The organism is Dyella thailandensis (genome assembly GCF_050749815.1).
Taxonomy (GTDB): Bacteria; Pseudomonadota; Gammaproteobacteria; order Xanthomonadales; family Rhodanobacteraceae; genus Dyella_A.
This window is the reverse complement of sequence record NZ_CP192735.1, coordinates 3,733,971-3,758,912: the sequence shown is the minus strand read 5'-3', so window position 1 is coordinate 3,758,912 and position 24,942 is coordinate 3,733,971. Positions and strand designations below refer to the sequence as shown.

17 protein-coding genes are annotated in these 24,942 nt (G+C 67.4%); 8 read left to right on the top strand and 9 right to left on the bottom strand.

Going from position 1 to position 24,942, the window contains the following annotated elements; all coding sequences use genetic code 11:
* Nucleotides 1-174: 174 nt before the first annotated feature.
* Nucleotides 175-720 carry a hypothetical protein gene (locus tag ACQVBX_RS17075; RefSeq protein WP_431635621.1) on the bottom strand — a complete coding sequence of 182 codons (546 nt, stop codon included), beginning with the start codon at nt 718-720 and terminating at the stop codon, nt 175-177.
* A 105-nt stretch (nt 721-825) separates the two neighbouring features.
* Nucleotides 826-2,973, bottom strand: coding sequence for an adenosylcobalamin-dependent ribonucleoside-diphosphate reductase (locus ACQVBX_RS17070; protein ID WP_431635619.1), 2,148 nt, complete (start codon nt 2,971-2,973; stop codon nt 826-828).
* Nucleotides 2,974-3,469: 496 nt separating this feature from the next.
* On the opposite strand from ACQVBX_RS17070, the gene ACQVBX_RS17065 reads away from it, so the two are divergent.
* The 8 genes from ACQVBX_RS17065 (at nt 3,470) to ACQVBX_RS17030 (ending at nt 16,887) form a co-directional block, all read left to right on the top strand.
* Nucleotides 3,470-4,849, top strand: a complete 1,380-nt coding sequence (locus ACQVBX_RS17065; RefSeq protein WP_431635617.1) for a DegQ family serine endoprotease — start codon at nt 3,470-3,472, stop codon at nt 4,847-4,849.
* Nucleotides 4,850-5,049: 200 nt separating this feature from the next.
* The gene (locus ACQVBX_RS17060) at nt 5,050-6,414 is read left to right on the top strand and encodes a LysM peptidoglycan-binding domain-containing protein (RefSeq protein ID WP_431635615.1); all 1,365 of its coding nucleotides are present in this window, start codon (nt 5,050-5,052) and stop codon (nt 6,412-6,414) included.
* A gap of 5 nt (nt 6,415-6,419) precedes the next feature.
* Nucleotides 6,420-7,124 carry an HAD family hydrolase gene (locus ACQVBX_RS17055; protein WP_431635613.1) on the top strand — a complete coding sequence of 235 codons (705 nt, stop codon included), beginning with the start codon at nt 6,420-6,422 and terminating at the stop codon, nt 7,122-7,124.
* Nucleotides 7,125-7,259: 135 nt separating this feature from the next.
* A complete protein-coding gene (locus ACQVBX_RS17050) occupies nt 7,260-8,639 on the top strand; it encodes a leucyl aminopeptidase family protein (RefSeq protein ID WP_431635611.1) in 1,380 nt (459 codons plus the stop codon).
* Nucleotides 8,640-8,699: 60 nt separating this feature from the next.
* Nucleotides 8,700-10,010, top strand: coding sequence for an aspartyl/asparaginyl beta-hydroxylase domain-containing protein (locus ACQVBX_RS17045; RefSeq protein WP_431635608.1), 1,311 nt, complete (start codon nt 8,700-8,702; stop codon nt 10,008-10,010).
* A gap of 120 nt (nt 10,011-10,130) precedes the next feature.
* Nucleotides 10,131-13,010: a TonB-dependent receptor domain-containing protein gene (locus ACQVBX_RS17040; RefSeq protein WP_431635607.1), complete on the top strand. Its 2,880-nt coding sequence runs from the start codon at nt 10,131-10,133 to the stop codon at nt 13,008-13,010.
* A 112-nt stretch (nt 13,011-13,122) separates the two neighbouring features.
* Nucleotides 13,123-14,973: a sulfotransferase gene (locus ACQVBX_RS17035; protein WP_431635605.1), complete on the top strand. Its 1,851-nt coding sequence runs from the start codon at nt 13,123-13,125 to the stop codon at nt 14,971-14,973.
* A 102-nt stretch (nt 14,974-15,075) separates the two neighbouring features.
* Nucleotides 15,076-16,887, top strand: a complete 1,812-nt coding sequence (locus ACQVBX_RS17030) for a M1 family metallopeptidase (protein WP_431635603.1) — start codon at nt 15,076-15,078, stop codon at nt 16,885-16,887.
* A 318-nt stretch (nt 16,888-17,205) separates the two neighbouring features.
* Here ACQVBX_RS17030 and ACQVBX_RS17025 read toward each other — a convergent pair whose 3' ends face one another.
* The 7 genes from ACQVBX_RS17025 to mltB all read right to left on the bottom strand — a co-directional run bounded on the left by ACQVBX_RS17025 (nt 17,206) and on the right by mltB (nt 24,879).
* Nucleotides 17,206-19,488 (bottom strand): carboxy terminal-processing peptidase, encoded by a 2,283-nt coding sequence (locus ACQVBX_RS17025; protein ID WP_431635602.1) that lies wholly within the window; start codon nt 19,486-19,488, stop codon nt 17,206-17,208.
* A gap of 9 nt (nt 19,489-19,497) precedes the next feature.
* Nucleotides 19,498-20,502 (bottom strand): lipoyl synthase, encoded by a 1,005-nt coding sequence (lipA, locus tag ACQVBX_RS17020; protein WP_431635600.1) that lies wholly within the window; start codon nt 20,500-20,502, stop codon nt 19,498-19,500.
* Nucleotides 20,503-20,512: 10 nt separating this feature from the next.
* On the bottom strand, nt 20,513-21,181 hold the full coding sequence (gene lipB / locus ACQVBX_RS17015; RefSeq protein WP_431635598.1) for a lipoyl(octanoyl) transferase LipB: 669 nt from the start codon (nt 21,179-21,181) through the stop codon (nt 20,513-20,515).
* 135 nt (nt 21,182-21,316) lie between these two features.
* Nucleotides 21,317-21,607 carry a DUF493 family protein gene (locus ACQVBX_RS17010; protein ID WP_431635597.1) on the bottom strand — a complete coding sequence of 97 codons (291 nt, stop codon included), beginning with the start codon at nt 21,605-21,607 and terminating at the stop codon, nt 21,317-21,319.
* Nucleotides 21,607-22,845, bottom strand: a complete 1,239-nt coding sequence (locus ACQVBX_RS17005; protein ID WP_431635596.1) for a D-alanyl-D-alanine carboxypeptidase family protein — start codon at nt 22,843-22,845, stop codon at nt 21,607-21,609. The genes ACQVBX_RS17010 and ACQVBX_RS17005 overlap by 1 nt, the downstream gene beginning before the upstream one ends.
* A gap of 64 nt (nt 22,846-22,909) precedes the next feature.
* Nucleotides 22,910-23,872, bottom strand: coding sequence for a septal ring lytic transglycosylase RlpA family protein (locus ACQVBX_RS17000; RefSeq protein WP_431635595.1), 963 nt, complete (start codon nt 23,870-23,872; stop codon nt 22,910-22,912).
* Nucleotides 23,869-24,879: a lytic murein transglycosylase B gene (gene mltB, locus ACQVBX_RS16995; RefSeq protein ID WP_431635592.1), complete on the bottom strand. Its 1,011-nt coding sequence runs from the start codon at nt 24,877-24,879 to the stop codon at nt 23,869-23,871. The genes ACQVBX_RS17000 and mltB overlap by 4 nt, the downstream gene beginning before the upstream one ends.
* Nucleotides 24,880-24,942 lie beyond the last annotated feature (63 nt).

Genomic DNA, 24,942 nt, shown 5'->3' with positions numbered 1-24,942 from the left:
ATCCACTTGAGTCGCTGAGAGCGAAATGGATTCCCGCTTTCGCGGGAATGACGGCTATGGGCGAGGCCGGTGACGGCGGCGGGAGGCGGGGCCTCGGCGTCTGCGCGCATCACGGAGCGTGCGCCTGGAGAAAAGACAGCCGGCCCGGCGAGCCGGGCCGGCTGCGTTGACGACTTACTTCTTGCGGGCGGCCTTCTTGACGGCGGGCTTCTTCGCCTTCGCCACCTTCACGCTCGCCTTCTTGCTGGCAGTGGACCTCTTGGCTGCCTTGGGGGCGGCCTTTTTCACGGCGGCCTTCTTGGCCGTCTTCTTGGGGGCGGCTTTCTTCGCCGTCTTCTTGCTGCTGACTTTCTTCACGGCCTTCTTGGCGGCGGCCTTTTTCGGCGCGGCCTTCTTGGCGGTTTTCTTGGCGGCTGCCTTCTTGGGGGCGGCCTTCTTCGCTGCTGCCTTCTTCACCGCTTTCTTGGCGGTTTTCTTGGCGGCGGCTTTCTTCGGTGCAGCCTTCTTGGCGGCGGCCTTCTTCACCGCCTTCTTGGCGGTCTTCTTGGCGGCTGCCTTCTTCGGTGCGGCCTTCTTGGCTGCAGCCTTCTTGGCGGGCTTCTTCTTGGCCGGGGCCTTCTTCGGCGCGGCCGGGGTCACGGCCGGCATCGCCGGCTGGGCCACGGGCGCCGCGTCAGCGGCCGGTGCAACAACGTCTTTCACTTCGGTATCGATGGACATGGTTGGGGTTCCCCTCCGACTGTTATTGGTGCTTGCCGTGCGCCCGCAGCGGAGACCGCCGCGGGCAAGACTAGAACTCTCTGTTGCCGGCCCTCTTTCGAGAACTCAGAACTTGCCGTAATAGCCTTCCTTCAGAGCATCGAAGAGGTTGGCGGCGGTGTGCATTTCACCGTCGTATTCCACCTGCTCATTGCCCTTCAGTTCGACAACGCTACCGTCTTCCAATTCGAAGCGGTAGAGGGTGTTCTCAAGGTCGGCTTCCTTCACCAGCACGCCCTGGAATGCGGCGGGGTTGAAGCGGAACGTGGTGCAGCCCTTGAGGCCCTGTTTGTACGCGTAGAAGTAGATGTCCTTGAAGTCTTCGTAGGGGTAGTCGGTGGGCACGTTGGCGGTCTTGGAAATGGACGAGTCGATCCATTTCTGCGAGGCGGCCTGGATGTCCACGTGCTCCTTGGGGCTGATGTCGTCGGCGGCCACGAAGTAGTCGGGCAGCTTGGCCTCGGCCTCGGTGCTGAAGGGCATGGCCTTGGCGTTGATCAGCTCGCGGTAGGCGAGCAGCTCGTAGCTGTACACCTCCACCTTTTCCTTGGACTTCTTGCCCTCACGGATCACGTTGCGCGAGTAGTGGTGGGCAAAGCTGGGCTCGATACCGTTGGAGGCATTGTTGGCCAGCGACAGCGAGATCGTGCCGGTGGGCGCGATCGAGGAGTGATGGGTGAAGCGCGCGCCGGTTTCGGCCAGCTCGTTCACCAGGTTGGGCGCCACGGTGGCGATGCGCTGCATGTAGCGGCTGTACTTGGCGTGCAGCTTGGCGCCGGTGATGGTGTCACCCACCTTGTAGCCGTCCTTCGCCATTTCCGGACGCTTGCGCAGCATGTCGCCGGTAACGGTGAACTCGCGGGCGAGGATGGGCGCGGGGCCCTTTTCCTTGGCCAGCTCCAGCGCCACTTCCCAGCCGGCCACGGCCATTTCGCGCGAGACGTCTTCGGTGAAGCTCACCGCGTCGGCGGTGCCGTAGCGCATCTTGAGCATGGTGAGCGTGGACCCTAAGCCCAGGAAGCCCATTCCGTGGCGGCGCTTGTTCATGATCTCGTCGCGCTGCTGCGGCAGCGGCAGGCCGTTGATCTCCACCACGTTGTCGAGCATGCGGGTGAACACCTTCACCACTTCGCGGTACTCGTCCCAGTCGAAACGGGCCTTGGGGCCGAACGGGTCGCGCACGAAGGTGGTGAGGTTGACCGAGCCGAGCAGGCACGAGCCGTACGGCGGCAGCGGCTGCTCACCGCAGGGGTTGGTGGCGCGGATGTGCTCGCACCACCAGTTGTTGTTCATCTCGTTGACCTTGTCGATCAGGATGAACCCGGGCTCCGCGTAGTCGTACGTGGAGACCATGATCATGTCCCACAGGTGACGGGCGCGGATGGTGCCGTAGATCTTGCAGGCCACCAGGCCGTCTTCGCGGGCGATGTAGTTGTCGTGGGTGGGCCACTCCCGCCACACCACCTTGCTGGTGTCGTTGAGGTCGAGCTCGCCCTGCTCCTTGACGTGGATGGGGAAAACCATCGGCCAGTCGGTGTCGTGCTCCACCGCCTGCATGAAGCCGTCGGTGATCAGCAGGCTGAGGTTGAACTGGCGCAGGCGGCCATCTTCGCGCTTGGCGCGGATGAACTCCTTGGCGTCCGGATGGGAGATGTCGAACGTGCCCATCTGCGCGCCGCGGCGGCCGCCGGCGGAGGACACGGTGAAGCACATCTTGTCGTAGATATCCATGAACGACAGCGGGCCGGACGTGTAGGCGCCGGCGCCGGACACGTACGCGCCGCGCGGACGCAGCGTGGAGAACTCGTAGCCGATACCGCAGCCGGCCTTCAGGGTGAGGCCGGCCTCGTGCACCTTCTCCAGGATGTCGTCCATGGAGTCGCGGATGGTGCCCGAGACGGTGCAGTTGATGGTGGAGGTGGCGGGCTTGTGCTCCAGCGCGCCGGCGTTGGAGGTGATGCGGCCGGCGGGGATGGCGCCACGGCGCAGCGCCCACAGAAAGCGTTCGTTCCAGTGTTCGCGCAGCTCGGGGGTGGCTTCCACTTCGGACAGCGCGCGCGCCACGCGACGGTAGGTGCCATCCACGCTGTCGTCGACCGGTTCGCCGGCCTTGTTCTTCAAGCGGTATTTCTTGTCCCAGATGTCGTAGGACGCCGGCTGCAGAGGGATCTCCACAGCGTCACGACCCACTGCTGGCGCGCGAGCGGTACTCATCGGTTTACTGACCTCCGGGTGCCGCCTCACGACGGCACGTAGTTGTATTCGACCAGACCGTTCGCAACGACTCGCCGGCGCTTGGCCCAGGCTCTTTGGCCCGTGGCCGACCTACCTTGCAGGATCGCTTGTTGCGACGGCCTCCCCCTTCGAGAGACAACCATCACCACACCAGCTCTGGGGTGAAACCCAGGGACGCGCACACAAGATATTGTGGTGCGAACGGATGGAGACCGTACTGCTGGGCGCGCGGGTTGTAAAGAATTTTTTGCGTGTTTTGACGGTAGGGCGACAGCCCGCGCGGAGCATGTCGCGACATGCATCGGCGGGCGCTGCGCGGCGGCCCGCGCCAGCACTGGAAATGCCCTGCGACACCCCGCACATCGCCCACCCGGAACCCATGCGCGCGGCGGCAGTCGAACAGCGGTTCGCGGCGGCGGATACCGACCGCTTCCACGCCGCATGGCACGAGATCGCACGAACGAGGAGGAAATCGATGAAGCACTGGATGGGTCGCATCACGCGCACGCTCGGGCTGTGCAGCGTGCTGGCGCTGGGCGCGCTGCCGTTGACCAGCCGGGCAGCGCTGCCGCCGGCGGTGGATGGCCAGCCGATGCCTTCGCTGGCGCCGATGCTGCACAAGGTGACGCCGGCGGTGGTGAACATCTCCACCAAGACACGCGTGCCGGTGCGCGATCCGTATTTCGACGATCCGCTGTTTCGCCAGTTCTTCGGCCTGCCCGACACGCCGCGCGAGCGCACCGAGCAGAGCCTGGGCTCGGGCGTGGTGGTGGATGCGGCCAAGGGCTACATCCTCACCAACAACCACGTGGTGGGCGGCGCCGACGACATCACGGTGACGCTGCAGGACGGGCGCAACTTCAAGGGCACGCTGATCGGCACCGACCCGGATACCGACGTGGCGGTGGTGCAGATCAAGGCCAGCGGGCTGCAAGCGCTGCCGATGGCGGACTCCTCCAAGCTGCAGGTGGGCGATTTCGTGGTGGCGGTGGGCGACCCGTTCGGGCTGGGCCAGACGGTGACCTCGGGCATCGTTTCGGCGCTGGGCCGCTCGGGCCTGGGCGGCACCAACTACCAGAACTTCATCCAGACCGATGCCTCGATCAACCCGGGCAATTCCGGCGGCGCGCTGGTGAACCTGCGCGGCGAGCTGGTGGGCATCAACTCGATGATCTTCTCGCCCTCGGGCGCCAGCGCGGGCATCGGCTTTGCGATTCCCACCAACCTCTCTGGCGAGGTGATGAAGCAGCTCATTGCGCACGGCAAGGTGCAGCGCGGCAGCCTGGGCGTGCAGACGCAGGACATCACCCCGCGCATCGCCAAGCTGCTGGGGGTGAGCAACACCGAAGGCGCGGTGGTGACGCGGGTGAGCGAGGGCTCGCCGGCGGCGGCCGCGGGCATCGAGCCTGGCGACGTGCTCACCACGCTCAACGGCAAGCCGCTGCGCGACAGCGACGAGCTGCGCAACAGCGAGGGCCTGTTGCCGCTGGGCAGCGAGGTGACGCTGGGCCTGCTGCGCGAAGGCAAGACGCGCCAGGTGCACGCCATGCTGGCGGCGGAGAAGCTGGCCACGGTGGAAGGTGCACGGCTCGACCCGCGACTCACCGGCGTAAGTTTCAGTGAGCTGAGCCAGAGCGAGCGCTCGCAGGGGCTGGCCGGCGTGCGCGTCACCGCGGTGCAGCCGGGCAGCATCGCCGCGCGCGCGGGGCTGCAGCAGGGCGACGTGCTGATCGGCATCGGCAACCGCCGCATCACCAGCGTGCGCGGGCTGCAGGCGCTGGCCGGGGTGCGTCCGCGCCAGCTGGCGCTGGCGATCGCCGACGATCAGGGCATGCACTACGTGCTGATGAACTGACGCGCCGGCTAACGACCGGCGCACAGGCGGACAGTGAAGCGGCGCACAGGGGCGCCGCTTCCTTAACGCCAGCCGTTGCGCGTGCTTGATGTTTGGGGGGCGGACCGATGAAATAGCCCTCTTTCCGCCTTGCCCCTGCCCGCAAGGCGCCGCGTCACGCCCTGTCGTACCCCCAAGCACGTCCGAGGTAGCTCATCATCATGTCCGTCCGTCTAGTCCGCCTGCTGCCTGTCGCCCTGATCGGTGCCTGCCTCGTCGCCACCACGCCCGTTGTCGCCAAGACGCACGGATCCAGCGGCAAGTCCGCCCACGGCAAATCCGCGCCGAGCGCGAGCGGCTCGCTGATCTGGCGCGGCGACGTGACCGTGGCGCACGGCGTGGTGACCGACGTGGCGCAGGCCTGGCAGAAGGCCGGCCACGGCCGCATCGAGCTGCAGACGTTCAATACCGCCTCGGGCCTGGATGCCGTGCGCACCGGCACGGCGGACCTGGCCGGCGCGGCGCGCGGCGCCAGCGGCAGCCCGCAGGAAGCCGGGCTCACCTTTACGCCGGTGGCGTGGGACGGCCTGGTGATGGTGACGCACCCGTCCAACCCGGTGAGCAGCCTCACGCTGTCGCAGGTGCACGACATCTATTACGGCAAGATCACCAACTGGAGCCAGGTGGGCGGCAAGAACGAGCCGATCGACCTGTACGCCGTGGCCAGCCCGGCCGACGGCGTGGAGTTCAGCCTGCGCAAGCTGCTGTTCGGCCGCGGCACCCAACCGGTGGCTGCGCCGCGCCTGTACGTCAACACCACCAAGCTGCAGGAAGGCATTGCGCTCGATCCCAAGGGGCTCGGCGCCACCACGCTGTCCAACGCGGTGGGCAACCCGAAGATGAAGATGATCCGCATCAACGGCGTGGCGCCCTCCACCAGCACCGTGGCCAACGGCAGCTATCCGCTGTTCACCCAGCTCTACCTGATCACCAATTCCAACAGCCCGAAGGCCGCGCAGACGCAGGAGTTCGTGGACTTCGTGAACTCCGACGCGGCCAAGGCGGTGATCCGCCGCCACGGCCTGGTGCCCTACCAGGACGGCGCCACGCTGGCCTCGATGGACGACGCGCGCCGCGCCCGCATCCTGGCCGAAGTGGGCGCCCGTGCCGTGCCGCCTACCGCCTCCAAGCCGCCGATCGCCGCGCCGGGCGCCACCTACGCTTCGCAGGCGGCGCAGGCGCCGACTTCCGAGCGCACGCTGGCCGCGCGCCAGGCACTGGAAGAACGTCGCGCCAAGGAAGCCGAAGCGAAGAAGGCCGCGGCCACGCCCCGTGCGAGCCTGGCCGGCGTAAGCGGTGAAGCCACCACGGTGGAGAAGGCCGACGACAGCCGCTTTGCCAAGGTCACCGCCACCGCTTACGACACCACGCCGAAGGGCGCCAAGTCGTACAAGGTGAGCCGCGGCGACACGTTGTTCTCCATCGCGCGCAAGCACTCGGTGGATGTGGCCGACCTGCGCCGCTGGAACCACCTCACCAGCGACAGCGTGAAGCCCGGCCAGACCCTGGTTGTCAGCCAGCACTGATCGCCGTGGAGGGAGGCATCCGCGCGGTCACGCTGGACCTGGATGACACGCTGTGGCCGGTGCTGCCGGCGCTGGAACGCGCCGACCAGGAGGTGGATGCCTGGTTGCGCGAACACCATCCGGCGGTAGCGGCGGCCTGGCCGATTCCGGCGATGCGCGAGCTGCGCGCCCGCGTCGCCGCCGAGCGCGTGGACCTGGCGCACGACTTCACCACCCAGCGCCACCTCACCATGCGCTACGCGTTTGCCGCCTGCGGCCTGGACGAGGCGCCGGTGGAAGCGCTGTGGGAAGTGTATTTCAGCGCACGCAACCGGGTGGAACTCTACCTGGACAGCCTGCCGGCGCTGCGCCGCATCGCCGCGCGCTGGCCGGTGGCCAGCCTCACCAACGGCAACGCCGACCTGGAACGCGTGGGCATCGCGGCGCACTTTCGCCACCACGTGAGCGCGCGCGAGGTGGGCGTGCCGAAACCCCAGCCGCAGATTTTCCACGCCGCCGTATCGCAGCTCGGCGTGGCGCCGCACGAGGTGCTGCACGTGGGTGACGATCCGGTGCTCGACGTGGCCGGCGCGCGGGACGCCGGGCTGCGCACGGCCTGGATCAATCGCCGCGGCGATCCCTGGCCGGCCGAGCTGGGCGATCCACCCGAACTGGACTTGCCGGACATGGCCGCCCTCGCCGACTGGCTCGAGGCACAGCACCCGGCGTAGGCAGGCATCGGCGAAAGCGCGCATCATGTTGTGCTGTCCGGCATGCCGGTGGCGAACGCCATACGTTCCCGCGATACCGGACCACACCCATTCAAGCCAGCGCGCCGAACCGCGGCGCGACGCCAAGGAGCCTCCATGTCCGCCCTGATCGAACGCAAGCGTGGCGACCGCCGCAGCATTCCCGTCGAAGCCGTCACGGCCGCCAGCCTGTCCGCTGCGCGCAAACGGCTGAGCGCCGCGCAAAAGCGCTGGTTGGACGAGTGCGCCTTCACCGCGGCACCGGGCACGCACGCGCTGCTGGCCGACGCCAACGGCAAACTGGTGCGCGTGCTGGCGGGCGTGGAAGGGAACGACGCACTCGGCGCGCTGGCCGGCCTGCCCGGCACGCTGCCGGTGGGCGTGTACCACCTGGCCGAGGAAGGCGTGGCGCTGGACGCGCAGCACGTTGCGCTGGGCTGGGCGCTGGGCGCCTACCAGTTCACCCGCTACCGCAAGGCGCGCCGCGCGCCGGCCACGCTGGCCATTCCGGGCGACGACCTGAAAGTGCTGGCACCCCTGGTGCAGGCCACCACGCTGGTGCGCGACCTGGTCAACACGCCCACCGAGGACATGGGTCCGGAACATCTGGGCGATGCCATCACCAAGCTGGGCAAGGCCCACAAGGCCAAGGTGCGCGACTGGGTGGGCGACGAGCTGCTCAAGCACAACTTCCCCACCATTCACGCGGTGGGCCGCGCCAGCCATCGCGCGCCGCGCCTGATCGAGCTGAGCTGGGGCAAGAGCGGCGATCCGAAGCTGGTGATCGTGGGCAAGGGCGTGTGCTTCGACACCGGCGGGCTGGATCTCAAGCCCTCCGACGGCATGCGCTGGATGAAGAAGGACATGGGCGGCGCCGCGCACGCCATTGCGCTGGCCTCGCTGGTAATGGAGGCGAAGCTGCCGGTGCGGCTCACCCTGCTGGTGCCGGCGGTGGAGAATGCGGTGAGCGGCAACGCGATGCGCCCGGGCGAGGTGATTACCACCCGCGCCGGCATCACCGTGGAAGTGGACAACACCGACGCCGAGGGCCGGCTGATTCTGTGCGATGCGCTGGCCTACGCCAGTGAGCAGAAGCCCGACCTGATCGTGGATTTCGCCACCCTCACCGGCGCCGCCCGCGTGGCGCTGGGCCCGGACCTGCCGGCGCTGTTCGCCAATCGCGAGGAGCTGGCCGACGCCGTGCTCGCCGCCGGCAAGCGCACCGCCGACCCGCTGTGGCAGCTGCCGCTGTGGCGGCCGTATCGCAAGATGCTGGACTCCTACCTCGCCGACATGGCCAACGCCGGCGGCTCGCGCCATGCCGGTGCGATCACCGCGGCGCTGTACCTGGAGCGCTTCGTACCCGAGTCGCAGGCATGGATGCACCTGGACACCTACGCCTGGAACGACGCCGACCGCCCCGGCCGCCCGCGCGGCGGCGAGGCGATGGGCCTGCGCGCGTTCTTCGCCTTCTTGCAGAGCCGCTACCCGCGCTGATCTCCCTCGGCCATTAGCGCGGGCCTACCGGTCGGGTACGCTGCGCCCATGACGACGCCGATGGACCACCGGCCTCAGACCGCCACCGCCGACTGCCGCGCGCAGGCCCAGGCGGCGTTGCAGCGCGGCGACCTCGCGCTGGCCGAGCAGGCGTATGGGCGCCTGCTCGAGCAGCTCCCCACGGACGCCGAGGCACTGCAGTTTCTGGCCTCGCGCGAGCTTGATCGGGGCGATGCAATGCGTGCGATCGCGCGGCTGCGCACGGCGCTGCAGGCCCATCCGCACGATGCAGCGGTGCTGCATCAGCTGGGCGCGGCGCAGGTGCAGGCCGGTGATCTGGCAGGTGCTGCGGATAGCTTGCAGGCGGCCCTTGGGCTGGCACCGGGCTTGTTCGTCGCGCAGCTGCGCCTCGGCGTGGTGTTCGAGCAGCAGGGGCTACGGCGCCAGGCCGCCATGACCTACCTCGGCGCGATCAACGCTGCCCAAGCGCAGGGCCGCTGGCTCAGCGACGACACCACCGCGCCAGGGCTGCGCGATGCCGTGAAGCACGCCACGCGGTATGTCGCCGCCACGCGCCGCGAGCTATTCGACGCCGTCATCGAGCCGCTGCGCCAGCGCTACGGGCGCACGGAACTGGCCCGAGTCGACCAATGCCTGGCGATCTATCTGCACGAGCTGCCCGCCCCTCTACCCGATCCGCGGCAGCGCCCCCTGTTTCTGTACTTTCCGGGCGTGCCGAGCCAGCCGTTCTATCCGCGCGAGCGCTTTCCCGAGCATGCGCGGCTGGAGGCGGCGGTGGAGACGATACGCAAGGAACTGCTCGCGGTACTGGCCAGCGCGGACGACCCGCTGGTGCCGTTTCTGGGGGCACCGTCGGCCGAGGCGATGGCGGCCAACCTGCTCGGGGCCACCGGCGCGGAGGCGGCCGCCTGGGACGCGTTCTTTTTCTACCGCCACGGCGAGCGCTACGACGCTAACTGCGCGCGCTGCCCGCACACCAGCGCGTTGCTGGACACGCTGCCGCTGGTGCGCATCCGCGACCACGCGCCGGAGACGCTCTACTCGGTGCTACGCCCCGGCACCCACATCCTGCCCCACCGCGGGGTCACCAATACGCGGCTGGTCACCCATCTCCCGCTGATCGTGCCGCCGGATTGCGCCTTGCGCGTGGGAGGCCAGACTCATGCGTGGGAAGAAGGCCGCTGCGTCACGTTCGACGACACCTTCGAGCACGAAGCGTGGAACCACAGCGCACGGACCCGGGTGGTGCTGATCCTGGACAGCTGGAACCCCGACCTGACCGAGGTGGAGCGGCTGGCGGTGACCGACCTGGTCGCGGCCATCGGCGACTTCAACCGCTCAGGCTTGTAGCGCGACGTAGGTCCCGTCGCTGCGCCCCGGCACTTGCTGGCCGATCTGCCCTTGCTGGCATACTCGAGACGCTTGAAAAAGCGGGAGTTGGAGGGGAATCCACTTCACCGGGGAGAGCATATGAAACACGACTTGAATCGCTTGTCGTTGGCAGTGCGTACGGCGTTGTGCGCGGGGATTTTCTCGGTGGCCGGAGCGGCGCAGGCGCAAGCCACCACGCCTGACAATCCGCAATCCACGGACCAGACGGCGCCGCCGTCCAAGAAGGACGCCAAGACCCTGCAATCGGTGGTGGTGACCGGCTCGCTGATCAAGCGCGTCGATGTGGAAACGGCCAGTCCGGTCGTGACGCTGGATCGCTCGACCCTCACCAATTCGGGCAAGCCCGTGCTTGGCGACGTGCTGCAGCAGTTACCGAGCATTTCGGGCAACGCCACCAACCCACAGAACAACAGCAACGGCGGCGGCGTGGCCAGCCCGTTGCTCGAGGCCGGCGATGGCGCTTCGCGCGTTTCGCTGCGCGGCCTGGGGATCAATCGCACGCTGGTGCTGGTGGACGGCCAGCGCATGTCCAACCCGGACATCAACCTGATTCCGCCGGACATGATCGAGCGGGTGGACGTGCTGGCCGAAGGCGCGTCGACGGTGTACGGCTCGGACGCGATCGGCGGCGTGGTGAACTTCATCCTGCGCAAGAACTACAAGGGCGCGCAGTTCAGCCTCAATGATGGCATCTCCAGCCATGGCGACGCCAAGCGCCACGGCTTCAACCTCACCGCAGGCACCACCGGCGACGGCTACAGCATCGCCGCCGGCCTGGACTACAACAAGTACGACGAGACCCTCGCTGCGCGGCGCAAGTTCTCCCGCCAGCAGCTGTACCTGTCCAGCGGCGCGGTGGTAGCGGCGGGCTCCAGCTCGATCCCGACCGGCCGCATCCAGGTACCGGCTTCGGTCGCCGCCCAGTACGGCTGCGCCGTCAACTCGTCCGGCACCGCTCAGGTGACCCTGGCGTCGGGCGATGGCTCGGCACTGGGCGATTACCGCTGCCGTCTCGCCTCCGATACCTACAACTATGCGGCGCTCAACTACATCCAGACCGCGCAGAAGCGCACCAACGGCTTCGTGCTGGGCAGCTTCAACATCACCGACAACGTCACCGCGTTCGTCGATGCGTTCTACAACCACACGGTGTCCAGCGGACAGGACGCGCCCTCGCCGGTAGGCACCGGTGATGGCCTGATCATTTCCGCCAGCAATCCGATCAATCCGTTCGGCATCACCTTCAGCCAGAACCCGGTGAACGGCGACCCGAACAGCGGCTACAACTTCCAGACCCGCCTGACCGGTGCCGGTACGCGTGTGCACAGCTACACCACCAATACCGGGCAGGTGAACGCAGGGCTGCGCGGCAACTTCGGCGATAGCAGCAGCTGGATCTGGGATGCCTCGGTCAACTACAGCCACACCAAGCGCGACCAGCGCGACACCAACGAGGTGGATATCCCCGCGCTGCAGGCGGCCGTCGACGGTGGCGCCAACATCTTCAACCAGGCCGACCCGGCGGTCGGCTCGCTGTTGAGCGCGGGCGTGAAGACGCCGATCTACGTCTTCACCCAGTCGACCAAGCAGGCCCAGGTGGACGCCAGCGGCGACCTGTGGGACCTGCCTGCCGGCACGATGCAGCTCTCGGTCGGCGCGCTGTATCGCAAGCAGTTCATGAACTACACCGTGAGCGACTTCGCGGTGCTCGACCCGGTCACCACCACCTGCCAGATCCTGCAGGAAGCCTGCGGCTCGCCCGGACGCGGCAGCTTCAACGTCAAGGAAGTTTTTGCCGAGACGCTGATCCCGCTGCTGGCGGACAAGCCGTGGGTGCGTTCGCTGAACCTCGACCTGGGCGTGCGCAGTTCCAACTACAGCACCACAGGCACCACCACCAACGGTAAGGTGGCGATCGAGTGGCGACCGTCCGACGACCTGCTGGTGCGCGGCACGGTGTCCCAGGTATTCCGGGCGCCGAACCTCAACGAGCTCTACGACGGTCGCACGCTGGTGCAGCCGAACCTCAACGACCCTTGCGTGGGCCTGAGCGCGGCCGACCTGGCGGCACATCCGGTGGCCTGCCAGTACGTGCCGGTGAACTGGGCGGGTAACTCGCCGGCCCAGGTCAACACGTTCTATTCCGGCGCCGCCACGGTGGGCGCCACGCTGAAGCCGGAGAAGGGCAAATCCATCGACTTCGGCCTGGTGTACGACCCCGACTGGCTGCCGGGCGTGTCCACCAGCCTGGATTTCTGGCACATCTACCTGTCGGACACGCTCACCGCGATCCAGGCTGACACGGTGGTCAGCTCGTGCTTCAACAACGCCGCCAGTCCGTACTGCTCGTTCATCCATCGCGAGGACAACACCAGCAAGCAGCCCGGCCAGGTGTTCCTGATCAACACCCCGGTGGTGAACCTGGGCAACCTGAGCACCAGCGGCATCGACTACACGCTGCGCTACAAGCTGCCGCACTTCAATGTGGGCAGCATGGATCCCGGCAACTTCCGGGCGGCACTGAACACCAGCTACACCTCTACGTACAACGTCAACGCCACCCCCGGCCAGCCGGGAGCCAAGACGATCAACTATGCCGGCACCTTTACCCCGCAGTTCGGCAACATCGCGCGCTGGCGCGGTACGGCCACACTCAATTGGGACAAGGGCAACTGGAACGCCCAGTGGCAGTCGCGCTACATCCATCGCCTGACCGCCCTCAATGCCGATGCCGCCATCACCGGCGTGAACATCCCGGTGGCTTCGGTGATCTATCACTCGATACAGCTGGGCTATGCGGTGCCGTCGATCCACACCCGCTTCGACGTCGGGGTGGACAACATCTTCGACAAGCAACCGCCGCTGCTTTATCAGAACGGGTCCAACTACAACGTGGACACCGCCACCTATGACGTTCTCGGCCGTTATTACTGGGCGCGCGCGACGGTGAAGTTCTGATGGCGTAGCACGCCGGCAAAGGCCGCAGGGCCTAAATGGTATCCAGAGGGGCCGTGGGTGACACCGCGGCCCCTCTTGCATAATGCGAGTGCCGACTTCGAGTGAGAGACGCATGCCGGATCCCGCCGTCCACCTCGCCAGCGCCATGGCCAGCGCCTACAACGCCGGCGACATGGAGCGCGTCATCGCGCTGGCTGCCCAAGCCGGTGACGAGGTCGACGAGGGTGTCCAGGTATGGCGCGCACTGGCCGAGCAAGCCACCGGCCGCTACGACGATGCCGCAATCACGTTTCGCCAGCTGGCGCAGCGACGGCCGGAAGTTTCCGCCTACTGGAACAACCTGGGCGTCGCCTGTCGGCTGAGCGGCGATACGGATGCCGCCGAGCAGGCCCTGTCGAAGGCCCGCTCGCTCGCTCCAGACGATGCCGACGTGCTCTACAACCTGGGCCTGCTCTACGTCCAGCAGCATTGCTGGCTGCTCGCGCGCGAGACCCTGCTCGACGCCGTGGACCGCTCGCCGGATTTCGTCGAAGCGCGCCTGCAGGCTGCGTACGCGTGTTACGTCTGCGCAGACAACACCTGCCAGGAAGCGATGCTTGCCGGGGCGGCCGACTGGCCAGGCCAACCGGCGGAGCAGGCACTGATCCTGGCTGCGATGCTATCGACCCAGGGCGACCTGGAGGCGGCCCTGCGCACGTTGGCACGGGCGCAGTTACCGGGCTCGCCCCAGGGCGACCATCTGCGGCTACGCATCGCCGCGCAGCGCGCCGTGCTGCATGAGCGAAGCAACGCACTGGATCTGGCACGGCAGGCACTGGAGCAGGTGCCGCTGGCGGCACTGGACGCGCTGCCGGCGGATGCCAGCCAGGCACGCGCAGACGGCTGGCGCGCGCACGCCGCACTGGCCATGCGCGCTGGGGCCTGGGCCGATGCCGCGGCGCTATACCAGCGCGTGCTTGCGCTGCAGGTCGACGCCGAGGCTCGTTCCAGTGCCGCATTCGGCTTGGCGACGGCATACGATCGGCAGGGGCTGCACGCCGACGCGTGGCAGGCCTTGAACACGGCCCACGCCGCGCAACTGGAGATTGCGCGCGAGGTGGTGCCCGAACTGCTGGCGCCGGACAGTCAGCCGCTGCAGATGGCGGAGGTGGACCGCGCGGCGTACGCCCGCTGGCGGCCGTTGGGCGCCCCCGCCAGCCGGGAGAGTCCGGTGTTTGTGGTGGGCTTCCCTCGCTCGGGTACCACGCTGCTGGAGCAGATGCTCGATGCCCATCCGGCGTTTCGCTCCATGGATGAGCGCGCCTTCATTCACGAGCTGACCGAGCGCATGGAGCAGGTCGGCCAGCGCTACCCTGCGGACCTGGCGAACCTGACGGCGACCGAGGTGGAACAACTGCGGGCAAGTTATTACCGCATGGTCGGGCGCGTGCTTCCGGATCTCGGGCAACGCCGACTGGTCGACAAGAATCCGCTCAACATGCTGTGCCTGCCGATGATCATGCGAATGTTCCCGCAGGCGCGCATCGTCCTGTGCCTGCGCCACCCCTGCGACGTGCTGCTCAGTTGCGCCATGCAGTCGTTCCGCTCGCCGGCCTTCATGGTGTTGTGCTCGTCCCTGCCGCGGCTCGCGCGCGGGTACGTCGCCGCATTCGAGCAGTGGTTTCGGCAGGTGGAGGTCTTTGCGCCGCAGGTGATCGAGTGGCGTTACGAGTCCGTAGTGGAGCGTCCGAGCGAGCACCTCGCTCGCCTGGCGGCGTTCCTCGACGTTGCCGACGCATCACCCATGGCGCGCTTCGCCGAACACGCACGCAGCAAGCGCTTCATCAGCACACCAAGCTATGCCCAGGTCACCCAGGGCATCAGCACCCGGGCAGTCAATCGCTGGCACGGCTACCGCGAACAGTTCGAGCCGGTGCTGCCTTTGTTGCAGCCCATGATCGACCGCCTGGGCTACGGCCACTGAGCCGCCTGTCTCCGTCGCGCTGAAATCAAACGTGACTTCCGGCCTAGCCGCGCCGATCGCGCACGCGGCATGCTGCCCGATTGGAAACACCAAGGAGCTCCCATGCATCCACGCTTGTCCACGCTGGCGCTCGGCGTCGCGCTCGGCCTCGTTGCCTGTGCCAGCACCGCCGCCGAGTCGCCCGCGACCCAACAGCCAAGCCTTACGCCACAGACGCTGAGCTCCGGCGGGCCGATGCCGGTAGAGCAGACGCGAGTGCATTTCGATCACGCGGAGCTGCACTTCACGCTCGACATCCCGCATCGGCGCCTGAGCGGCGACGCGCGGTTGACCTTTACCGCTACGGCGCCGACCGACGTGCTGGTGCTGGACCTGGATCGCAACCTGCCGATTGCCTCGATCACGCTGGGCGACCAGCCGATGGCGCCCAGCAACTGGAGCAACCCGACTGGCCGGCTGCGCATCGCGCTGCCGCACGCGCTGGCCAAGGGTGAGACGGTGAGCGTGGGCATCCGCTACGGCGGCGCTCCGCACGTGGCGAAGAACGCGCCGTGGGATGGCGGCTTCGTGTGGAGCACCACGCCGGGCGGCAAGCCCTGGGTGGCCAGCGCGGTGGAGGGCGAAGGCTGCGACCTGTTCTGGCCGTGCATCGACCAGCCCACCGGCAAGCCGGACCTGGTCGACACCTGGGTGACCGTGCCGAAGGACCTGGCTGCTCCGGGCAACGGTGTGCTGGTGGGCGTTGAGGACCACGGCGCCACGCGAACCTGGCACTGGCGCATCAAGCGCCCGGACACCTACGCCATCTCGATCAACGTGGGGCCGTTCAAGGAGCTCAAGGGCAACTACGCCAGCCGCTACGGCAACACCATCCCGATGGAGTTCTGGTACCTGCCCGAACACGAGGCGCAGGCCAAGGAGCTGTTTGCCAGCTTCACGCCGATGCTCGACTTCTTCGAGCAGGAGATCGGGCCGTACCCGTTCGGCGACGAGAAGATGGGCGTGGTGGAAACCCCGCATAAGGGCATGGAGCACCAGACCCTCAACGCGTACGGCAACCACTACGCGAAGGACGGCTACGGCTACGACTGGCTACTGCAGCACGAATTTGCGCACGAGTGGTTCGGCAACCAGGTCACCAACGTGAACTGGGACGACATGTGGCTGCACGAAGGATTCGGCACCTATATGCAGCCGCTGTACGCGCAGTACCTCAATGGCGACATGGACTACTACGCGATGCTCCACACCGAACGGCTGAGCGTGAAGAACGCTTTCCCGATCGTCTCGGGCAAGCCGCACGCCGAGCATGAGGTGTACGACGCCGACCGTGGCCCGGCCAACGACATCTACTTCAAGGGCTCGCTGGTGCTGCATACCCTGCGCGGGCTGATTGGCGACGATGCGTTCTTCCAGAGCATCCGCGAGCTGGTCTATGGCCGCCCCGATCCGAAGCCCGGCAACTTCCAGCCACGCTACGCGACCACCAAGGATTACATCGACATCGTCAAGCGGGTCACCGGCAAGGATTACGGCTGGTTCTTCCAGGCCTACCTGTACGACGCGAAGCTGCCGCAACTGGTGCGCGAGCGACACGGCGATACGCTGGCCTTCCACTGGGTGACTGAGCACAACGAAGCCTTCCCGATGCCGCTGGAGGTCCGCGTGGGTGACCACGTGCAGGCGCTGCCGATGACCGGCGGCCGCGGTGAAGTACACGCTGCGCCGGGCACGCTGGTGATCGTCGACCCGCACTCGAAGGTGCTGCGCGACATGCCCCACATCGATGCGTTCCGCCACTGGATGGAGCAGCAGCAGAAGGCCAAGGCCCAAGCGGAGGCCAAGCCCCCAAGAAGTAGTCCGCACCGCCGATCCTTTGTAGGAGCCCGCTCGCGGGCGATGCTTTGGTTTTGATGCGCCACCAAAAGCAAAAGGCATCGCCCGCGAGCGGGCTCCTACAGGGGTAAGAAGACGGCGGCGCCAGGGTGCCGGGCACGCCGGGATTGGCAGCACCATCAGAAGGGCCGTGCGCCGTGCCCCACCTCGATTCGCGCGAGGCGACCAGGATAAGAAGCACCCCCTACCCGCCGCCTCCTGTAGGAGCCCGCTCGCGGGCGATGCTCTGGCTTTGATGTGCCACCAAGAGCAAAAGGCATCGCCCGCGAGCGGGCTCCTACGGGGGCAATAAAAAAGCCGGCGCATGCGCCGGCTTTTTTGAAGCGAACGATCGCCTCAGGGCTGCGTGGGCGTGGGCTTGGCGGCGGTGGGCGCCGGCACCTGGGCGACGGCGGCCGCGCTGGAGAACTTGCCGCCGTAGGGCAGCACTTCGGCGGCGAGCTTGGGATCGGCCTTGATCAGGCCCACCGCGTCGAACAGGATGTGCGCCGTCTCGTCCAGCTCGACGTCCTTGGCCTTCTTGGCATCCTTCTCGGCCTTCAACTCGGACTTGAGGCTGCGCTCGTTGGCGTTGAGGCCGTCGTCGAGGCTGCTGTCCGCATCCGCCGGCACGGCGTCGCCATCGATCGCCTTGCGGCGGGCGAGGAAATCGGCCTGGATCTTGTCCAGCTGCTTGCGCTCGGCTTGGCGCTGGGCGAGGTTGAGCGAAATCGTGGTCTGGTTGCGCATTTTCTTGTACTGCGCCAGCTGGTCGAGCATCAGCTTCCATGCCGGCGACGTGGCCACACGCTCGTCGTGCAGCTTTTCTAGCTGCGGCAGGTAGGCCTTGAGGTCGGCCACCGGCTTGTACTGGGCCGGCGCGATCTGAGTCCACGGCAGCGCGTTGTCATAGGTGGACTCGCCGAAATCCTTCTCGTCGCCGTTCTTGGGGAACTGGATGTCCGGCGTGACGCCCTTGAGCTGGGTGGAGCCGCCGTTGATGCGGAAGAACTCGGCGATGGTCATCTTCAGCTCGCCCATCTGCGGCTTCTCGCTGTCGCTCTGCGCGAAGCGGTCCAGGTCCACCAGGTTCTGCACGGTGCCCTTGCCGAAGGTCGGCTCGCCGATGATCAGGCCGCGGCCGTGATCCTGGATCGCCGCGGCGAAGATCTCCGAAGCGGAGGCCGAGCCGCGGTTGACCAGCACGGCCATCGGGCCGCTCCAGGCCAGGCCGGGGTCATCGTCGCCCTGCACTTCCACCTCGCCGTTGGCCTTGCGCACCTGCACCACCGGGCCGGTGTCGATGAACAGGCCGGTGAGTTCGTTAGCTTCGTCGAGCGAGCCGCCGCCGTTGTTGCGCAGGTCCATCACCACGCCTTCGACGCCCTGCGCCTTGAGCTCGGTGAGCAGCTTGGCGACGTCGCGGGTGGCGCTCTTGTAGTTCGGATCGCCCTTGGCGCGCGCGGCGAAGTCGGCATAGAAGGTGGGCAGGTCGATCACGCCGATCTTGCGGGTGACGCCGCCGTCCTTGATGTCGATGACCTTGGACTTGGCCGCCTGCTCCTCCACCACCACCTTCTTGCGCACCAGCGTGACCAGCTCGTGCTTGCCATCCGGACCGGCATCGGCGGGCAGCACCTCGATGCGCACGGTGGTGTCCTTCTTGCCGCGGATCTTGTTGACCACGTCGTCCAGGCGCCAGCCGATGACGTCGACCATCGGGCCGTTGTCCTGGCCGATCGCCACGATGCGGTCACCCACTTCGAGCTTGCCGGACTTGGCGGCCGGGCCGCCGGGCACGATCTCACGGATCTGGGTGTACTCGTCGCGCGCCTGCAGCACCGCGCCGATGCCCTCCAGCGAGAGCTTCATCGAGATGTCGAAGTTCTGCGCCAGGCGTGGGCCGAGGTAGTCGGTGTGCGGGTCGGTGGTTTCCGCGTAGGCGGTCATGAAGCTCTGGAACGCGTCCTCGCCATCGAGCTGCTTGATGCGGTCCAGCAGCGTGGAATAGCGCTTGGTCAGCGTCTTGCGGATCTCCGCATCGTCCTTGCCGGCGAGCTTCAGGCGCAGCCAGTCGTTCTTGGTGCGCTGGCGCCACAGGTTGTCCAGCTCGGCCTGGTCCTTCGGCCAGTCGGCCTTCTCGCGATCGAGCACGTAGCTCTCGTCCTTGGAGAAGTCGAAGCCCTTGTCGAGCAGGCCCAGCGCGTAGTGCATACGCTCGCTGGCGCGCTTCACGTAGAGGTTGAAGATCGAGAACGGGCCGCTCAGGTCCTTGTTCCAGATCGCATCGTCGAATTTGGTCTTCAGCGGCGCGAACTTCGCCAGGTCTTCCTGGGTGAAGAACACCTTCTCGCCATCGAGCTGATCGAGGTACTTGGCGTAGATGCGCGCCGACATGGCGTCGTCGAGCGGCTGCGCGTCGTAGTGGAAGCGGGTGAGGAAGCGCGCGGAGAGCTGCGCCGCCTCGGCTTCCTCCGAGGTGGCCTGCAGGGGGAGCACCGAGGCCTTGCGCGCGGGCTGGCCGGTGGCCGCGTCATCGGCGGCTGGCGCCGCGGCGGGTGCCTGCTGGGCCTGCACGCCCGCAGCGCCGCCGGCAAGGGTGAGGGCAACCAGCAGGGCGAGCGAAGGACGAAAGGTCATGCAGTTCCCTCAGGCAAGTTCGGTAACGCCTGCGGCATGAGCCTGCAGGTCGGCGTGGTAGGAGGATCGCACCAGCGGACCGGAAGCGACGTGATGGAAACCCATCGCCTCGCCCTCCTTGCGCAGCGCGTCGAATTCTTCCGGCGTCCAGTAACGCACCACCGGGTGGTGATGCGGCGTGGGCTGCAGGTACTGGCCGATGGTGATCATCTCGACGTCGTGCGCGCGCAGGTCGCGCATGGTCTCAATGACCTGGTCCCAGGTTTCGCCCAGGCCCAGCATGATGCCGGACTTGGTCGGCACGTCCGGATGCTGCGCCTTGAAGCGCTTGAGCAGGTCCAGCGACCACTGGTAGTCGGCGCCCGGACGCACTTCGCGGTACAGGTGCGGCACGGTTTCCAGGTTGTGGTTGAACACGTCCGGCGGGAAATCCTTGAGCACTTCCAGCGCCCGCTCCATGCGGCCCTTGCCGCGGAAGTCGGGGGTGAGGATTTCGATCTTGATGCCCGGTGCGGCGTGGCGCGTGGCGCGGATGCAGCTGGCGAAGTGCTCGGCGCCGCCGTCGCGCAGGTCATCGCGGTCGACCGAGGTGATCACCACGTACTTCAGGCGCATGTCGCGGATGGTTTCGGCCAGGCGCGCCGGCTCCAGCGGATCGGGCGCGGCCGGTCGGCCGTGGGCTACGTCGCAGAACGAGCAGCGCCGCGTGCACACCTCGCCGAGGATCATGAACGTGGCGGTGCCCTTGGAGAAACACTCGTGAATGTTGGGGCAGGAGGCTTCCTCGCACACCGTCACCAGCGCGTTTTCGCGCAGGCGTGCCTTGAGCTCCTGCACGGCGTTGCCCTGCGGCAGGCGTACGCGGATCCAGCTCGGCTTGCGCAGGGTCGGCACCGCGGTGTCGAACCCGGCGCGGTTGAGGGCGATCTTGTCGTTGCCCAACTGCTTCTCGACCGCCGGTGCGGCGACCGTGCGGATCGGGATCGTCTTGGGAGTCGCGGGGGATTCGCTCATGAGCACATGCCTAGACCGCGGCGCGCGCGGGGAGTTCGGGGAGTTGGGGGGCGGCCGGCTCGGCGTCGAAACCGAATTGGCGGCAGAACTCGCCAATGAGCACGTCTTCGACGTCCGCCAGTCGCGACGGACCGCCCAAGTCTAGCACCTGTGTCACCGCCAAACCCTTGTAGCCACAAGGGTTGATGCGGTGATACGGCTCCAGGTCCATGGCCACGTTGAAAGCCAGGCCGTGGAAACTGCAGCCGCGGCGCACGCGCAGGCCCAGCGCCGCCACCTTGGCGCCGGCCACGTAGACCCCGGGCGCGCCCTCGACCCGCTCGGCGACGACGTTCCAGTGCGCCAGCGTATCGATCAGGGTCTGCTCGATGCGGTGGACCAGCTCGCGCACGCCCACGCCCACGCGGCGCAGGTCGATCAGCGGGTAGCCGACGATCTGGCCGGGGCCGTGGTAGGTCACCTGGCCGCCGCGATCCACCTGCACCACCGGGATGTCGCCCGGCGCCAGCACGTGCTCGGCCTTGCCCGCCTGGCCCTGGGTGAACACCGGATCGTGCTCGAGCAGCCACAGCTCGTCGGGGGTGTCGGCGGTGCGGTTGTCGGTGAAGGCGCTCATCGCCCTCCAGGTCGCCTCGTAGGGCTGGCGTCCGAGCCGGCGGATCTTCAGGGGCAGGGTCATGCGGGGGTTCCGGTACGGCGGAGAAACACGCTCAACATCAGGGGGCGGCGCGGGGGATTCAAGCCCGCCGACGCCAACGCAAACGGGGAACGCGCCAGGCGCGTTCCCCGTGATTGGCTGGCCCTGCGTGCCTCATCAGAGCGTGTAACGGATGTCCGGATCGGCCCGCAGCACGGTATGCGCCGCGTCGTACTCCTCCCGCGTCTGGGCGCGGAAACTCACCGTCACCGACACGTAGTTGCCGCCGGCGGACTGCTTGTAGCGCACCGTCTCGTGCAGTACGTGCAGGCCATGGCCCTCCAACAGGCGCGGCACGTGGGCCGGTAGGTCGGCACCGGCATTGCCCATCGCGGTGATCTCGAACTCCCCGGGAAACTGGAAGCCCTTGCCGTCTTTCTTTGCCTGGGAGAAGTCGATTTCCTGCATCACTTGGCGTCCGCGTCAGCCTTCTTGTCGCTGCCGTGGAACCACAGCAGGATCGAATCCCACAGGCGCGAGAAGAACCCGCCCTGCGGGGCGTCGGCCAGCGCCACCAGCGGCACGCTCTGCACCGGCTGGCCGTCGAGCGTGATGCGCAGCGTACCTACCTGCTGACCCTTCTTGAACGGGGCGATCAGTGTGGCCGGCACATCCATGGTGGCCTTGAGCTTGTCGTACTGGCCGCGCTTGACGGTGACCTGCACGGCGTCGGTCACGCCCAGCGGCAGGGTCTTGTTCTCGCCCTTCCACAGGCGCGGCGTGGCCAGCGGCTTGCCGGCCTCGTACAGCTTGTGGGTCTCGTAGAAGCGGAAGCCGTAGTTGAGCAGCGCCATGGCCGAATCGGCGCGGGCCTTCTCCGAGCTGGCGCCCATCACGATGGCGATCATGCGCGAGTCGCCCTGCTTGGCCGAGGCGGCCAGGCAGTAGCCGGCGGCCGCGGTGTGGCCGGTCTTGATGCCGTCCACGGTGGGGTCGCGCCACAGCAGGGTGTTGCGGTTACCCTGCTTGATGCCGTTCCACTCGAACTGCTTGATCGCCGAGATGGCGTAATCATCCGGGAAGTCGTGGATCAGCGCGCGCGAGAGGATCGCGATGTCGTGGGCGGTGGTGTAGTGGTTGGCGATCGGATAGCCCGAGGCGTTCTCGAAGTTCGAGTTCACCATGCCCAGCTGCTTGGCATAGGCGTTCATCAGGTTGGCGAACGCATCCTCGGAGCCGGCGGTGTGCTCGGCCAGCGCGATCGCCGCGTCGTTGCCGGACTGGATGATCATGCCGTACAGCAGATCCTTCAGCGGCACCTGGCTGCCCAGCTTCATGAAGCTGGTGGAGCCATCGGTACCGGCGCCGCCACCGCGCCAGGCGTGCTCGCTGATGGTGACCGGGTCGGTCATGTGGATGCGGCCGTTGGCGACTTCGGCGGACACCACGTAGTCGGTCATGATCTTGGTGATCGAGGCCGGCTCGACGCGCTCGTCGGGGTTCTTGCTGGCGAGGATCTGGCCAGTGGCGTAGTCCATCAGCACCCAGGTCTTGCCGTCCACGTCCGGCGGCGGCGGCACCGGCGCCTCCGGCATCACCGGTCGCGGCACCGGCGAGGGGCGCGGCGGAACCTGCTGGGCCAGCGCGGCGCCAGCCACCAGGGCGGTGGCGGCGAATGCAACCAGGGTACGGCGGACAAAGCTCATCGTTGTGTTCAATCCCGTCTGGCAAGGGACGGCACGCGACATGCCATCCGTGAAGAAATACCGCTCAGTCTACCGCGACCTGCGGGGTGGGCAGGCCCATCGCCTCGATCCGGCGCGCGACTTCGTCGGCCCGTTCAGCATCCGGCAGCGGTCCCACGCGCACCCGACGGATCGCCTGGCCATTGCTCTGCAGCTGGATCACCTGGACCTGGCCCAGATTGGCCGCCCGCAGCCGCTGCGCCAGCCGATCAGCGTTAGCCGCCTCGGAGAACGCGCCCACCTGGAGGTAGATCGCCGGCGAAGCGCCGGCAACAGGGACCGGATTTGCAGCGCCAGGTTCCCGCACCGGTGCCGCGGCGGCTACCGGAGCGGGCGTGTCTTCGGGATGAGCGGGATCGATTGCGCGTACCTCGACCATGCCGGTGCCGGCGGGCCAGATGCCGATCTTCACCGCTGCGGCGTAGGAAAGATCGATCAGCCGGTTGGCGTGGAACGGGCCGCGATCGTTGATGCGCACGATCACGCTCTTGCCGTTGGCCAGGTTGGTGACACGCGCGTAGCTGGGCAGCGGCAGCGTCTTGTGCGCGGCGGAGAACTGGTACATGTCGTAGTTCTCCAGGCTCGATGTCTTGTAGCCGTGGAACTTGTTGCCGTAGAACGAGGCGATGCCGCGCTCCACGTAGCCGCGCGCCGACGGCAGCACGCGGTAGGTGTGGCCGAGCACGGTGTAGGGCGACTTGTTGCCGTAGGCCGACCGCGGCTCCCAGTGCGGAGTGGGTTCGACCAGCTTGCTCACGTCCAGCGGGTTGCCGGTGGGTACGCTGTCGTTGCGGTCGCGGTAGCGGCTGTCCTGGCCCTTGCTGAGGTCGTCGTGGAACGCATCGCCGGCATGACCGCGCGATGCGCCGGATGCACCACGCGTCTCGCTGGCGCCGCCGGTATGCGAGGGGCGCGCCTTGTGGCCTGCGCATCCGGCCAGCAGCAGCGCCGTTGCCACGCAAAGCAGCGCCCCCGACAGGCGCCTCATTGCGTCGCGTCCGCCTGCTGCACGCCCGCATCGATCGCCTGCGCCAGCTGATAAACGGCCATGGCATAGAGCGGACTGCGGTTGTAGGTGGTGATGACGTAGAAATTCTGGAAGGTGAACCAGTACTCCGGTCCGGCGGCGCCATCCAGCATCTGCAGGCTGCTCGGCTCACCGGGATTGGCCGACGCCAGCGGCGCGTAGCCCCAGGCCTCGAGCTGCTCCAGCGGCCACTGCGGCTTGCTGTCCTTCACCGTGATCGGGGTGGCTGCGCTGTCTGGCTGCGCGCGCATCGCCACTGGACCGCCCCGCACCCAGCCGTGCCCGGCAAAGTAGTTGGCGACGCTGGCGAAGATGTCCGGCAGCGAGTTGCGCAGGTCGATGCGGCCGTCGTGATCTTCGTCCACGGCGAAATCGCGGATGCTCGATGGCATGAACTGGCCCCAGCCCTGCGCACCGGCGTAGGAGCCCAGCAGCGTGTCGAGCGGACCGGCCAGGTGGTTGGCCGGCAGCTCCAGCAGGACCTTCAGCTGTTCGCGAAAGAACTTGGCACGCGGCGGGTAGTACAGGCCCAGCGTGACCAGGGCATCGAGCACCTTGTATTTGCCGCCGAGGCGACCGTAATTGGTCTCCACGCCGAGGATCGCCACGATGTACTCCGGCGCTACGCCGTATTGCTGGCCGACCTGCTCCAGCAGCGCCCGATGCTCGCGGTAGAACGCCACGCCGTCGGCGATGCGCTGCTCGGTCATGAAGATCGGGCGGTAATCGCGCCACGGCTTGGCCTCGGCCGGCCGGCTGATCGCATCGAGGATGCTCTGCTGCTTGGTGGCGCCGTCGAGCAGGCGGTTGAGCGCAGCGGGGCTCTTGCCGGTGTCGCGCGCCACCTCGCGCACCAGCGCCGCCTGGCCCGGGTGGGTCTGCGCATGCAGGGGCGAAATGACCGGGGCGGCGAGCAGGCCCAACGCGATGACCAGGCGGGAAACGGGCGTCGCGTGAAAAACAGTCATCAGTCCGTGGCTCGCTCGAAGTTCAGCGCCGAGAGCCTAACACGCGCCGCGCCGCGCGCCGGG

What these genes read in the sequence shown, in the direction of transcription:
- ACQVBX_RS17060 (WP_431635615.1), top strand. Translation starts at nt 5,050, where the DNA reads ATGTCCGTCCGTCTAGTCCGCCTGCTGCCTGTCGCCCTGATCGGTGCC.
- ACQVBX_RS17030 (WP_431635603.1), top strand. Translation starts at nt 15,076, where the DNA reads ATGCATCCACGCTTGTCCACGCTGGCGCTCGGCGTCGCGCTCGGCCTC.
- ACQVBX_RS17010 (WP_431635597.1), bottom strand. Translation starts at nt 21,607, where the DNA reads ATGCAGGAAATCGACTTCTCCCAGGCAAAGAAAGACGGCAAGGGCTTC.
- ACQVBX_RS17075 (WP_431635621.1), bottom strand. Translation starts at nt 720, where the DNA reads ATGTCCATCGATACCGAAGTGAAAGACGTTGTTGCACCGGCCGCTGAC.
- ACQVBX_RS17040 (WP_431635607.1), top strand. Translation starts at nt 10,131, where the DNA reads ATGAAACACGACTTGAATCGCTTGTCGTTGGCAGTGCGTACGGCGTTG.
- ACQVBX_RS17035 (WP_431635605.1), top strand. Translation starts at nt 13,123, where the DNA reads ATGCCGGATCCCGCCGTCCACCTCGCCAGCGCCATGGCCAGCGCCTAC.
- ACQVBX_RS17000 (WP_431635595.1), bottom strand. Translation starts at nt 23,872, where the DNA reads ATGAGGCGCCTGTCGGGGGCGCTGCTTTGCGTGGCAACGGCGCTGCTG.
- ACQVBX_RS17025 (WP_431635602.1), bottom strand. Translation starts at nt 19,488, where the DNA reads ATGACCTTTCGTCCTTCGCTCGCCCTGCTGGTTGCCCTCACCCTTGCC.
- ACQVBX_RS17050 (WP_431635611.1), top strand. Translation starts at nt 7,260, where the DNA reads ATGTCCGCCCTGATCGAACGCAAGCGTGGCGACCGCCGCAGCATTCCC.
- ACQVBX_RS17070 (WP_431635619.1), bottom strand. Translation starts at nt 2,973, where the DNA reads ATGAGTACCGCTCGCGCGCCAGCAGTGGGTCGTGACGCTGTGGAGATC.
- ACQVBX_RS17065 (WP_431635617.1), top strand. Translation starts at nt 3,470, where the DNA reads ATGAAGCACTGGATGGGTCGCATCACGCGCACGCTCGGGCTGTGCAGC.
- mltB (WP_431635592.1), bottom strand. Translation starts at nt 24,879, where the DNA reads ATGACTGTTTTTCACGCGACGCCCGTTTCCCGCCTGGTCATCGCGTTG.
- ACQVBX_RS17045 (WP_431635608.1), top strand. Translation starts at nt 8,700, where the DNA reads ATGGACCACCGGCCTCAGACCGCCACCGCCGACTGCCGCGCGCAGGCC.
- ACQVBX_RS17005 (WP_431635596.1), bottom strand. Translation starts at nt 22,845, where the DNA reads ATGAGCTTTGTCCGCCGTACCCTGGTTGCATTCGCCGCCACCGCCCTG.
- lipA (WP_431635600.1), bottom strand. Translation starts at nt 20,502, where the DNA reads ATGAGCGAATCCCCCGCGACTCCCAAGACGATCCCGATCCGCACGGTC.
- lipB (WP_431635598.1), bottom strand. Translation starts at nt 21,181, where the DNA reads ATGACCCTGCCCCTGAAGATCCGCCGGCTCGGACGCCAGCCCTACGAG.